Origin of the sequence: Caulobacter sp. D5, assembly GCF_003185805.1 — a bacterium.
In the GTDB taxonomy this organism is placed as follows: Bacteria; Pseudomonadota; Alphaproteobacteria; order Caulobacterales; family Caulobacteraceae; genus Caulobacter.
This window is the reverse complement of sequence record NZ_QHJY01000042.1, coordinates 1-12,442: the sequence shown is the minus strand read 5'-3', so window position 1 is coordinate 12,442 and position 12,442 is coordinate 1. Positions and strand designations below refer to the sequence as shown.

Annotated in this window: 6 protein-coding genes and 1 pseudogene; 2 read left to right on the top strand and 5 right to left on the bottom strand. The window is 69.8% G+C overall.

Annotated elements, in window-relative coordinates; all coding sequences use genetic code 11:
* Nucleotides 1-97: 97 nt before the first annotated feature.
* Complete coding sequence (locus DMC18_RS03395) at nt 98-1,327, bottom strand: polysaccharide lyase family 1 protein (protein ID WP_233245240.1); 1,230 nt, start codon at nt 1,325-1,327, stop codon at nt 98-100.
* 173 nt (nt 1,328-1,500) lie between these two features.
* On the opposite strand from DMC18_RS03395, the pseudogene DMC18_RS03390 reads away from it, so the two are divergent.
* Nucleotides 1,501-1,614: pseudogene (locus DMC18_RS03390) on the top strand (hypothetical protein); the annotation flags it as partial.
* A 25-nt stretch (nt 1,615-1,639) separates the two neighbouring features.
* On the opposite strand, the gene DMC18_RS03385 reads toward DMC18_RS03390, so the two are convergent.
* From DMC18_RS03385 to DMC18_RS03370, 4 genes are all read right to left on the bottom strand, one after another.
* Nucleotides 1,640-5,113, bottom strand: a complete 3,474-nt coding sequence (locus DMC18_RS03385) for a TonB-dependent receptor domain-containing protein (protein WP_233245239.1) — start codon at nt 5,111-5,113, stop codon at nt 1,640-1,642.
* A gap of 178 nt (nt 5,114-5,291) precedes the next feature.
* Complete coding sequence (locus tag DMC18_RS03380; RefSeq protein WP_110119776.1) at nt 5,292-8,429, bottom strand: sugar-binding domain-containing protein; 3,138 nt, start codon at nt 8,427-8,429, stop codon at nt 5,292-5,294.
* Nucleotides 8,426-11,074, bottom strand: coding sequence for a glycoside hydrolase family 3 C-terminal domain-containing protein (locus DMC18_RS03375; RefSeq protein ID WP_110132691.1), 2,649 nt, complete (start codon nt 11,072-11,074; stop codon nt 8,426-8,428). The genes DMC18_RS03380 and DMC18_RS03375 overlap by 4 nt, the downstream gene beginning before the upstream one ends.
* A complete protein-coding gene (locus DMC18_RS03370) occupies nt 11,074-11,418 on the bottom strand; it encodes an HU family DNA-binding protein (protein ID WP_110119774.1) in 345 nt (114 codons plus the stop codon). The genes DMC18_RS03375 and DMC18_RS03370 overlap by 1 nt, the downstream gene beginning before the upstream one ends.
* A gap of 298 nt (nt 11,419-11,716) precedes the next feature.
* Here DMC18_RS03370 and DMC18_RS03365 point away from each other — a divergent pair, with 298 nt between their 5' ends.
* Nucleotides 11,717-12,337 (top strand): RNA polymerase sigma factor, encoded by a 621-nt coding sequence (locus DMC18_RS03365; RefSeq protein ID WP_110119773.1) that lies wholly within the window; start codon nt 11,717-11,719, stop codon nt 12,335-12,337.
* Nucleotides 12,338-12,442 lie beyond the last annotated feature (105 nt).

Genomic DNA, 12,442 nt, shown 5'->3' with positions numbered 1-12,442 from the left:
CTCGCACGACAGCAGCCCTGGGTGCGCCAAGCCTGATCAACATGGTTGCTCACCCGACCTGCTTCGCAGGCCACCCTCTCCCGCAAGGGGAGAGGGATCAGTGGGGGTAGCCGCCGACTTCCTTCTCGTCGTCGATCACACGACCGGTTCCGGTCTTCACCTGGCGGAGGATGCGCAGGTCGACGGCGTCGCGGTCCCAGGGACGGGCGCCGGCCTGAGCCAGGACCGTCGCTTCGACCTTGGCGGCCGGCAGGGGCTTGAAGCCCTTGGGCCACAGCGGCGCGCGCGCCAGCTGGCGGACTGTCGGCAAGGGCGTGGTGGGCAATACGCGCAGGTCCGGCATGGGGCGGCTGTCGGCGTAGGCGGCGCGGTTGTCGTGGGCGTAGAGGTCGAGGTCGCCCTGGCCTTCGACGATCAGGAACGGCAGGTCGGGCCGGGTCGAGGCGCCGCCTTTGACGATATTGCCGACCAGGGCCAGCTGGCCCACCTGCCAGGCGCGGCCCTCCCACTCCGGCGCGTTGAGGGCGTAGTGCATGGCCCGCGTCCCCGGATCGTAGACCAGGTTGTTGGCCGAGACGGCGTGAACCGCGCCCTTGAACAGCTGGTTGCGCTCCAGATTGTGGGCGTAGAGGTTGCCGACGATCAGAACCTCGGTCGCGTTGTCGTGGATCAGCGTGCCCTTGGAGTGCTCGCCCTTGACGTGGCTGGCGTGGGACAGGCCCTCGGCGACGATGTTGTTGCTGAAGGTGATGCGGCGGGAGGTTCCGTTCCGCCAGGCCTGCACCGTATCGCCGCCGTCGAAGCGCGGGCCGGAGGCCGAGAGGTTCTCGTCGGTGGCCCAGGCGATCGAGCAATGGTCGACGACCACGTCGTGGGCCTTCCAGCAGGTGATCCCGTCGACCTCCCAGCCGCTGCGGTCGGGCGCGCCGTCGCGGCCCGCGCGGACCCGCAGGTGGCGCAGGACGACGTCGTGGCTTTCCACCTGGATCCCGCCACGGATGAAGGTGACCCCCGGCGACGGCGCGGTCTCGCCGGCGACGGTGAGGAAGGGCTCGCGGATGCGGATGCTCTTGCGGCCAAGGTCGATCACCCCGGCGACGTCGAACACCACCCTGCGCGGACCGGCCGCCTCGACGGCGGCGCGGAACGAGCCGGGGCCGTCGGACGCCAGGGTGGTGACGCGGATGACCCGGCCGCCCTCCCCGCCCTTGGCGCTGGCCCAGCCGGCGGATGCGAGATCGGGAGCTTTGGCTTGGGCGGCGGCGGGCAGCAGCAGTCCGACGCCGGCCAGGACGGCGCGCCGGTCGATCGGCATGAGGTGTTTCATGGTGGCCCTCTGGCTCGCACTGAAAAAGAAGCGGCGGAGGACCGCAAGGGTCCTCCGCCCAAGCCGCCTTCGAGCCCTGGGGGGACAGCCGAAGGGGACGGCCGCCGCGCGGAGGGGCGCGGCGGGCCAGTCTTTGGACGGGAAATCTCCAACCCAACCGCTCCCCTCATCGTCATCCCGGCCGCAGCGAAGCGGAGAGCCGGGACCCAGGGGCGACCGCAGTGCGCCGGCCCCTGGGTCCCGGGTCTGCGGCGCTACGCGCCTTCGCCCGGGATGACGAAATTTGAGAGCGGGGATCTGGAAAGGAGGTCCCTAGTACTTGTACCGCACCCCGATCCGGTAGTTGGGGCCGCTGCCGCCGTAGGAGAGGATCACCGGGTCGGTGAAGGTGAAGCGCTCGGACTTCTCGTCGGTGATGTTCAGCGCCTCGAAGGTGATGGCGACCTGCTTGAGCGGCTGGTAGCGCATCGAGAAGTCGACGTTCATCGTCGATTTCGCCCCGTCGAACTCGTTGATCAGCGGGCCGTCGCAGGCCGAGCCGTTGGCCTGCAGGCCCGGGTCGCAGTTGCCCGATCCGACCGGGTACTTGGTGTAGTACTCGTCGCGCTGGGCCATCGAGACCCGGGCGTTGAACTTCTTGGTCTCGTAATAGACCGTGAAGTTGACCCCCTTGGGCGAGGCGCCGAGCCACGGGCCCGTGCCGTAGACCGGGGCCTTGGTCACCGCGCCGGTGGTGGCGTTCACCGCGCCGGGATCCAGGATGTACTTCAGCTCGGTGTCGAGCTTGGTGACGTTGAACTGGACGCCGAGGTTCTTGAAGTACCAGGGCAGGAAGGTGAAATCCTGCTGGTAGCTGAACTCGAAGCCTTGCAGCACCCCGCCCGGCGCGTCGCGGACCTGGCGGGCCAGCATGACGTTGTCGGCGTCGATATAGGCGCGGCGGAAGACGTCGCCGCCGGTCTCGCCGGGGAACTGGGCCCGCAGCTGGGCGATGGCGTCGGCGTCGAGGAAGGCCGACAGCGGGGCCTCGTAGAACACCGTCTGGGGGTAGGAGTCGATGTCCTTGCGGAAGTAGCCCAGGCTGATCAGGCCGCCCTTGGCGAAGTACCACTCGGCGGCCACGTCGAAGGCCTTGCCGCGGAAGGGCGAGAGCTTCGGGTTGCCGACGGTGAGCGTGCCGCCGGTGACCGAGCCGTCGCCCGGGATGCTGACCCCGGTGATGGCCGGCGACAGGTTGCCCAGCAGCGGACGAGCCATGACCTTGGCGGCGGCGAAGCGGATATAGAGGTTGTCCCAGGCCTCCCAGGTCAGGTTCCCGGACGGCAGGGTGTCGCTGTACTTGTTCTCGCCGGTGATGCGGCGGCCGGCCGTAGTCTCGCCGACGGACTCGACCTCGGTCTCGGCCTGGCGCACGCCGATGTTGCCGAACAGGCGACGGCCGCCCCAGACCTCGTAGTTGAAGCCGAACTGGGCGTAGTAGGCGAGGTTCTTCTCGGCCACCTCGAACGAGGCCGAGCGGTTGCGCTTCCGGGTAATGCGGAAGTCGCCGTACTTGTTGATGCAGTTGCAGGTGAAGCCGAAGACCTTGTCGAAGGCTTCCAGGCTGGGGGCGAAGAAGCGGGTCGTCGAGCCGGCCGGCACGTCGAGGCCCTGGCCGAACTCGATGACCTGGCCCAGCGAGGCGACGCTGACGCCGGCCTCCTTTTCGGTGGGGTTCAGGAGGTCGTTATTGCGCTCGTACTGGTCGGTCGAGAACTCGTACTTGCGGCCGGTGACGCCGAACTTCAGGGTCCAGTGCTCGTCGACCTCGTAGGTCACGTCGCCCTTGACGCCATTATAGGTGTTCAGGGTGTTGCGCGTGTAGTTGCGCATCCCTGAGAAGCCCTTGACGATGCCCCACTTGGTGGGGTCGGCGGCGTCGAAGCCGACGTCGAAGCGCGGCATGCCCTTGGCGCCCCGCTCGTCGAAGATGAAGGCCTCCTGAGCGTCCATGTAGTTGAACTCGACCAGGGTGCCCTGGTTCTTGTTCTCCGAGCGCGAGGCGCCGTAGGCGACCACGGCCTTCAGCTTGTCGCTGAACTCGTGGGTCAGCTCGGCCGAGACCTGGCGGAAGTCGGTGGTGTAGGCGCCGCGGTCGGCGCCCGAGCGCCAGTCGACATTGCCCAGCTTCAGATATTCGGCGTTCTGGCCGACCACCTCGGCGTCGAGCAGCTTGACCGACGGGCGGCCGATCAGGTCGCCCCGGAACGGCAGGGACGCGGCCGAGCCGGCGTAACCGGGCGAGGACGGGTTGGTGTAGTACTCGTAGGGATCCAGGTTGTACGGATTGTAGCTGTAGGCGTAGCCGCTGACCGGCGTGGAGCCGTAGAGCTGCTGGCCGCAGTCCTGGCCGGGGTTGAGGTCCGTCTCGGCCGTGAAGGTGCAGCCGCCGGGATAGAGGGCGCGGCGCTGGGCGTCGGTCATGGCGCTGCCGGCGCGGGCCGTGGCGGTGGGGGTGTTGGCCCCGTACTGGTAGCTGGCGTTGGTGTTGTTGCGGTTCAGCCCGACCGGCGAGAGCTGGTAGTTGGTGCTGACGCTCTCGAACCGCGAATAGAGGCCGTCGACCGACAGCTTGGTGCGCGGGCCGATCTCGAACTGGAACGAACCGGTCAGGCCCAGGCGCTCGGTCTCGACGTCGCGCTGGGCGATCGAAGGCAAGGCGGGAAAGCGGATCAGGCTGTCGTTGCAGCCCGGCGAGACCGGGGTCAGGGTCGCCACCGACTGGGCCGCCGCGGCGGCGCAGTTGGGATAGAGCTTGGCGTAGGCGGCAGGGTCCGAGCCGGTCAGTTCCGCATAGGCGGCCGGATTGGCGATCGGATTGTAGTAGTTGGCCGGATTGGCCTTGTAGGCGTCGAGCGCGGCCCCGGTCAGGGTGGTCGGGATCAGGGCGGTGAACACCGTGCCGGTCGGGGCGGCGAAGCCGGCGCGGCCGGGCAGCTCGTCGCCGGTCCAGGTCGAGCCGCGATAGGTGTAGTCGGCCGAACCGCCGCCCCGGGCGTAGGTGTCGTCCTCCGAGGTGCGCTTGGCGTAGGCGGCCGACAGCAGCAGGCCCACCCGGCCGTCGAGCCAACGGTTGGACACCAGGCCCGTGATGCGCGGGCTGTGCTTCTTGCCGTTCTCGTAATAGCTGTCCTCAGCCGACAGGGCGAAGGCGCTCTTCTTGTAGTCGAAGGGCCGGCCGGTGATCAGGTCGACCGTGGCGCCCAGCGAGCCTTCGTCGGCCTCGGCGGACGAGGACTTGCGCACCCGCACCGAGCTGAACAGCTCCGAGGCGAAGGCGTTGAAGTCGAAGGCGCGCGAGCGGTTGGGGCTGGCGCCGGAGTCGTTGGCCGCCCCGGTCGACAAGGCCTCCATGTTGTTGATCCGTACACGGCTGAAGTCGCCCGACAGGCCGCGCACGCTGATCGTGCGGCCCTCGCCGTTGTCGCGGTCGATCGAGATGCCCGGCAGGCGCTGGAGGGACTCGGCGAGGTTGGAGTCGGGGAAGTCGGCGATGTCCTCAGCGTTGATGGCGTCGAGCATGACGTCGGAGTTCTTCTTGGTGTCGATGGCGCTGCGCAGGGCGGCGCGGTAGCCGGTGACCACGACCTCGCTGACGGCGTTGTCGGTGATCGGCTGATCGCCGGCCGGCGGCGCGGCCGCCTGGGCCATGGCGAACGCGGGCGAAAGCAGCACCGCCAGCGAAGCGCCGGCCAACAGCCGCGCGCGCGGCATGGCCCCGTTCTGGACCTTGTTCCGAATAGTCATTTCCCTTTTCCCTCCCATTATGGATCGCGCCCTCGGACGCGTCGGATTTGGCGCGAGCGCTCCCGTGCGCCGCGCCAGGGGCGCGGCGGCGGGAAGGCCGTTGCTGATCTCTTGGTGTGGTCTCGGACGGCTGGCGGACCGGCCGCCTCGTCAGGCTCTACGCGCTAGACATCGTCGCTCACCCTCCTGGGCTCGTGATCGGATCGGCGGCCAGCCAGTCCAGGGCGTTGCTGAGCCAGCGGGCCTGGAGCGGCGGGGCCATGTCGGGAAGCCGGTGGACCAGCGCGCGCATCGCTCCCTTGCGGGCGATCAGGCTGGCCGCGCCGTTGTGGCGGTCGTGGTCGCGGCTGTAGGCGGCGACGACCTCGACGCCCTCCCCGTCCACGATCAGGCCGTTCGAAGGCTGGCCCTCGACCTGATGCAGCACGCTCATGGCGCGGTCGGACGGAATGCCGGCGAAGGTCGGGTGGGCGCGGACGTAGTTCCAGTTGCCCATCCAAGGCGCGCGCAAGCCCCCGACCTGGCCGGCGTAGGTGAAGAGGCCGAGGTCCGCGAGCTGCCGGGCGACGCCTTCGGCGAGGCCGTCTTCCTGCACCATGGCCAGCAGCGGGGTTCCGGCGGCGACGGCGGCCAGCACCTCGGCGGGCAGCTCACCGAGCACCAGCTCGACCTTTTCGCCCTTCTTGGGCTGGGCCTCGAGGCCGGTCTGCTCACCGACCTGGCGGCGGACGATCTCGTCGGCCTTCAGGCCCTGGGCGACGATCCCGTCGTAGCGGACGCCGGGCTTGAACGCCTCGACCGCGACGCCCGGCTGGCTTTCCAGTTGGGTGCGCAGGCTTCTGGCGACGCCGGAGACGGCCAGCTTCAGCTTGCGGCGCGGCGCGCCGTGCGGGGCCGCGACCCAGACCTCGCGGTCGGAGACCACCTCGCCCGAGCCGGCCAGCACCAGACGGATCACGTGCCGCCCTTCCCGCTCGAAAGCCGGCGTGCGGACGCTTTCGGCGACCAGCCACGACAGGCGGTCGGGCTCGTGGGCGGGAACCGGCCAGCGCCCCGCCTCGCGCGCCGCGCCGTCGGGCCCGATGATGCTGAGCACGAGGTCGCCGGTCACCGGCTTGCCCGTATCGTTGAACAGCCAGAGGTCCAGCTGCGCCGCCTCGCCGGGCGCATAGGCCAGCCTGCGGGGCTTGGCGACAGCCAGGGCCGGCCGCAGGCTCTGGCTCATCAGGGCCGGATCGGCCTTGAAGCCGCGCAGCACATCGACGATGCCCGAGTGGTTCTCGATCGCCGTGCTTTCCCAGCCGGAGATGGCCGCGACGTCCACGCTCTCGCCCAGGCGGATGTTCTCCAGGTAGTTGCGCCAGGCCTCGTAGGCCTTGGCGCCGACCGACAGGAACAGGGCCTCGGTCGTGGGGAAGGCCTTGCGGAAGCCCCAGCGGTCGAGGAAGGCGCTGGTCGCCCCGACGATCGCCTTGTGGTCTTCAAGGTCATAGCTCTTGCCGCCCTTGGCCAGGATCTCGGCGACCATGGCCACGTGGTTGTCGGCGACGGCGCAGCCCTGCATCTCGCCGAACTCGACGATGAACGGCTTGCCGGTCTGGCGGTGGATGTAGTCGTCCTTGCCCGCGTAGAAGCGGTCGTACCACTGGTCGCCGGCGCCCTGGTGCTCGACCCACCAGCCGCCCCATTCCTCGACGTCCGAGCGGTAGTAGTGATCGTCGTACGGCAGGTACATGGCCTGAGCCGCGCCGCGCTTGACGAAGCCGTCGTTGAGGATCACCGCCCGACTGGGATCGAGGTCGTGCATGGCTTTCAGCACGAACTGCACGTCGGGATTGGCGAGGTTCGCGCCGATCTCGTTCTGCAGGGTGTAGTGGGCCAGGGACGGATGCGAGCGGAAGGCCCGCACCATGGCCTGGCACTTCTCGACCATGAACTGGCGGCTGAAGGCGTCGGCGGGGGGCAGAGCCTCGCCGGGCTTCAGGTCGCGGCCGATGGCGTGACGGCCGCCGCCGGGCTCCATCACCCGCAAGAGGCCCATCTCGTCCATGGCCTGGAAGACCTCGGGCTTGCCGACGTTGCGGTGGAAATGCAGCGCGTTGAGGCCCAGGGTCCGGGCCGAGGTCACCTCGCGACGGGCGAGGTCCTTGGTCGGCCACAGGCCGTTGAAGCCCCAGTAGCCCCAGGAGATCGCCGAATAGAGCCGGATGCGGCGGCCGTTCAGGCGTGGCAGGGCGTTGGTCCCCACGCCCTCGACGCCGAACCAGCGGAAGCCGAAGCGGACCTCGCGGGTGTCGATCTCGCGCCTGGTCTCGGCCCACGAGAGCCGCAGGCGATGCAGACGCGGCGTATCGAGATCCCAGAGATCGGCCTTTGGCGCGGTCACCGTGAAGCGGACACGCAGGCGGCGGCCGCCTTCGAAGGCTTCGAGGCTCTCCAGCTTGATGTCTGCGGCGACCGGCGCGCCGTTGTCGTCGACGAGCGTCGCCGAGGCCTTGGCGCGCAGCTTTTGCGGATCAGCGAACGGCCTTTCCAGCAGCACGTCCATGAAGGCCGTGACGGTGCGAGGCTCCGGCGTGTTCAGCACCCAGGCGTCCTCGATGCGGGCGGCCAGCGGGTGGACGCTCAGCGTCAGGCCGCGATCGAGGCCGCCGAAGCCGTGCGAGGCGAACAGCCTGACCTTGCCCCAGGTCATGGTGGTGCTGTCCCGCCAGTCGAAGCGGCCGCCGGGATTGGTGATGCGGATGGAAAGGCGGTTGGCCTGCCCCGGCAGCATCGCCGCCGTCAGGTCGCAGGCGAACGGCAGCTCCGACATGATCGAATAGCCGACCAGTCGCTCATTCAGGAACACCTCGGCCCGCAGTCGCGCGCCGCGCAGGTTCAGCAGCACCCGCTTGCCCTTGGCGGAGGCGGGAATGTCGATCGTGCGCGACCACCAGGACACGCCCTTGTAGGCGCCGTAGCGGGGCACGTCGTCGTCCTCGGCGTAGCGGTACTCGTCGGCGCCGTAGGGGCGCGAGGCGAACCGGCCCCAGAAGTGCTCCTCGACCGTGGTCGGCAGGCTGACGGTGATGGCGTCGGGCGCCTTCAGCGCGGTCCAGCCGCCGGTCGGCGGGGTGACCGGCAGGGTGGCGAGATCGACGGCGCTGGGCAGGTGCAGCGTGTCGTCCTTCCACGGCGCGGCCTGGTCGATCCACAGGCTCCAGCCCTCGTCGGGCACGGCCAGGAGGTCGGCGGCCGAGGCGGGCGAGGCCATCCCCGTCGCGGCGAGACCCGCGCCGCCGACGGCCAGGAAGGAACGGCGATCGAGCTTCACGGCAGCACCTTGCGGCCGGCGACGTCGAGGCGGGCGGCGACACCGGCGGGCTTGGCCAGGCCCGGACGCGAGACGGGCTGGCCGCCGCCGATCCAGAGGTCGACGGTGCCGGCCTCGACCGAACGCACGCCGGCCGCATCGACGACGCTGAGCGCGGCAGGGTCGAGATCGAAGGTCAGGGTCTTCGTCTCGCCGGCCTTTAGGGCCACGCGCTGGAAGCCCTTCAGCGACCGGACCGGCGCGCCGGCCGCGCCGCGCGAGACGTAGAGCTGGGCCACCTCGTCGCCATCGCGCTGGCCGGCGTTGGTGACGTCCACCGAGACCTTCAAACCCTCGCCGGCCTTGACGGTCCTGGCCAGTTTCGGCTGGCCGTACTTGAAGGTCGTGAAGCTCAGGCCATGGCCGAACGGATAGAGCGCCTCGCCGCCGAAGTAGCGGTAGGTGCGGCCGGCCATGCCGTAGTCCTTGAACGGCGGGAGTTGGTCGGCCGAGCGGTAGAAGGTCAGCGGCAGGCGGCCGGACGGGTTGAAGTCGCCAGCGATCAGGCCGGCCACCGCATGGCCGCCCTCGCCGCCCGGATACCAGGCCTCGACGATGGCCGGCAGCTTCTGGTCGGCCCAGTTCACGGCCATGGCCGAGCCGTTCATCAGCACCAAAACGACCGGCTTGCCGGTGGCCTGCAGGCCTTCCAGCAGCGCCTCCTGTGGCGCGGGCAGGTCGATGCGGGTGCGGTCGCCGCCGGCGAAGCCCGGAGCCCGGACCGACATCTCCTCGCCCTCCAGCTTGGCGGTCAGGCCGCCGACGAACAGCACGAGGTCGGCGTCCTTGGCGGCGGCGATCGCCGCTTCGGCGCCCTGGCTGGGTCGGCTCCAGGTGAGGCGCTGGTCGCCGCGGTCACCGTCCTGCCAGGCCTCGACGACGATGGCGTGGGCCTGGCCGGCGGTCAGGGCGACGGCGCCCTCCGGCGTGGCGTCGGCCGGACGCTTCCAGGCGTCGACCACCACCTTGCCGTCGACGATCACCCGATAGCCGCCCTCGCCGCGCAGGGTGAAGCGGTGGACGCCGGTCTCGGTCGGCTTGAGGTAGCCCGTCCAACGCGTTGACGTCTGGCGCTTTTCCCGCTGCGGACGGCCCCAGCCGACCTGGACGCTGGCGGCGGTCTCGGCCTTGGCCTCGCCGGCCAGATCCAGGCCCTGGAAGGTCTCAACCTTGACTCCCTTGGCCGTGCAGGCGGCGTCGGCGCAGAGGACGTCATTGGGCAGGGTCGCCATCGGCGCGCCGACCAAGCCCGCCCCCTCGACATAGGTGACCTGGGCGTTCGGATAGCGGGCGCGGACGCCGGCCAGCACGGTGACGGGCTTGGAGGGCGTGCCGTTGTAGTTGCCGACCAGGGCGTCGAGGCTGTCGGCGTTGGGGCCGATGACGGCGATGCGCCTGGGCGCGGCCTTCAGCGGCAACAGGCCGTCGTTCTTCAGCAGCACCATCGAGGCCTGGGCCGTCTTCAGCGACAGGGCGCGGTTGGCCGGCGTGTCGTTGTCGGCCGGGGTGATCCTGGCGTACGGCCCCGTCGCCGGCGGATCGAAAAGGCCCAGCTTGATGCGGGCCACGAACAGCCGGCGGACGGCCTGGTCGAGATCGGCCTGGCTCATCAGCCCGGTCTTCACCGCTTCGACGATCGGACCGATCTCGGCGCTCTTGTCGGCCCCGAACTCGGCGCAGATCAGGTCGGTCCCGGCCTTGACGCTGACGGCCACGGCCTGGGCCGGCGTCTTCACGTAGGCATGCGAGGTCGGCAGGAAGACATCGGCGATGGCGGCGCAGTCGGAGACGACGTGGCCCTTGAAGCCCCACTTGCCGCGCAGGGTGTCCTTCAACAGGAAATCGCTGGCGCAGGCCGGCACGCCGTCGACGGCGTTGTAAGCGCACATGACGGCCTCGACCTTGCCGCGCGTCACCAGGGCCTCGAAGGCCGGCAGGTAGGTGTCGGCCAGGTCGTGCTTGCTCGGGTGGATGTCGTCGTGGTGGCGGTCGGCCTCGGGACCGCTGTGCACGGCGAAGTGCTTGGCGGTGGCGGCGGTCTTGTAGTGCGCAGGGTCGGGGCCTTGCAGCCCCTCGACGAAGGCCACGCCGAAGGCGGCGGTCAGGTGCGGGTCCTCGCCCCAGGTCTCCTGGCCCCGGCCCCAGCGCGGGTCGCGGAAGATGTTGATGTTGGGCGACCAGACGGTCAGGCCGCGATACTGGGCGACCGCGCCGTCGGGGCCGCGCTTGTCGAGGTGCTTGGCGCGGAACTCGGTGGCGATGGTGTCGGCCACGTCGTGGATCAGGGGGACGTCCCAGGTGGCGGCCATGCCGATGGCCTGCGGGAAGACCGTCGCCTCGCCGGCCCTGGCGACGCCGTGCAGGCCTTCGCTCCACCAGTTGTAGGCCGGAACGCCCAGGCGCGGGATGGCCGGGGCGGCGTGCTTCAGCTGGCCGGCCTTCTCCTCCAGGGTCATGCGCGAGACGAGATCGGCGGCGCGGGCTTCGGGCGACAGCGACACGTCATGGAAGGCGTCGGCGGCGAACGCGGCGGCGGGCGCCGTGGCCAGCGCCAGGGCGAGCATGGAGACGAGGCCGAAGCGACGGCCAGGAACGGAAACACGCATCAAACATCGCCTCGGGAGGAATTCAGGTCGCGCAGCAGCTTGCGGTCGGGACGCCAGACGACGGCGCGCTCGCCGCCCAGGTCGGCGCGGGCGCCGCTGGAAGGATTGACCAGGCCGTAGCGGCGCTTGTCGCGGATTTCGAAGCGGCCAAGGCCCGGCAGTTCGACGGCCTTGCCCTCGAGCAGGGCCTGGCGGATCTGGCGGCACAGCGAGCGGGTCAGCATGTCGCCGACATCCACCTGGAAGGCTTGGCCGAGGTCGAAGACGGGCTCTTCGGCGGGCCGGGCTTCAGCCTCGACGCGGCCGTCCGGCGACGCTTGCGAGTCGCGTGCAGAGCTGTTCATGGCGCCGCCTCCCCTTCCCAATCGCAGCCTTTGTCGGCCGTCTCGCCCGGATAGCCACCGGTGTCATGATTGAAATAAGCATGTCGTAATCACGACGAAAAGCGAAAAAGGTACCGGTAACTTAAATAATTGCAGGAAATTTCAGCAAGTTTTCACCTGACCACGAACGACGTTTCCGCCTTTCCGATCCGCACAAGAAAATCCCGGCGAGTGCATATTTTTTGCAGCGCATTGATCCTGCGGACATTCGCCAGCATCGTCCGCCCACCGGCCTGAACCGGAGAAATGGGGAGGCCCCGTGTCGAGGGCGGAGCGGCCAGAGGCTCGCGACAAAACCGAGCTGTGGGGCGCCGAGCTGTGGAAAGACCGGTCGGCCTATCGCCACGCCTACGCCCAGGACTGGAGCGACCTCTGCGCCTTCCTGCGCGCGCGCTTCGGCGGCGGCCCGCCCGATCCCGAGGACGTGGCCCAGCAGGCCTTCCTGAAGCTGGGCGAGCGGCCGTCTGACCGGGCGCTGGAAAGCCCCCGCGCCTTCGTGTTCCGCGTCGCCATCAACCTGGCGCTGGACGGCCGGCGCAGCCGCCAGCGGACGGCCCGCCTGCTGGACGTCTCGGCCCCGGCCCTGGAGCCGGACGAACCGCCGGACGTCGAACGGACCCTGATCGCCCGCGACGACCTGAAACTGCTGGAAAAGGTGGTGGCCGGCCTGCCCGAGCGCCATCGCCGCTATCTGGCCGCCAACCGCATCGAGGGACTGAGCTTCGCCGAGATCGCCCGCCGCGAGGGGGTCTCCGAGGCCCTGATCCGTAAGACCATCGACGAAGCCGCCGCCGTCTGCCAGCGCGCCCTGGCGCGCGGCGTCATCGACTACACAACCGACTTTAGGGGCCTGTCCCGTGAACGCAGCCGTCGATCCTGACTCGCCGATCGGGCGGGAGGCCCGGGCCTGGGTCCTGGCGGTGCTGGGCGAGCCGTTCCCGCCGGAGCGCTCGGCCCGGCTGCGCGCCTGGCTGGACGCAGATCC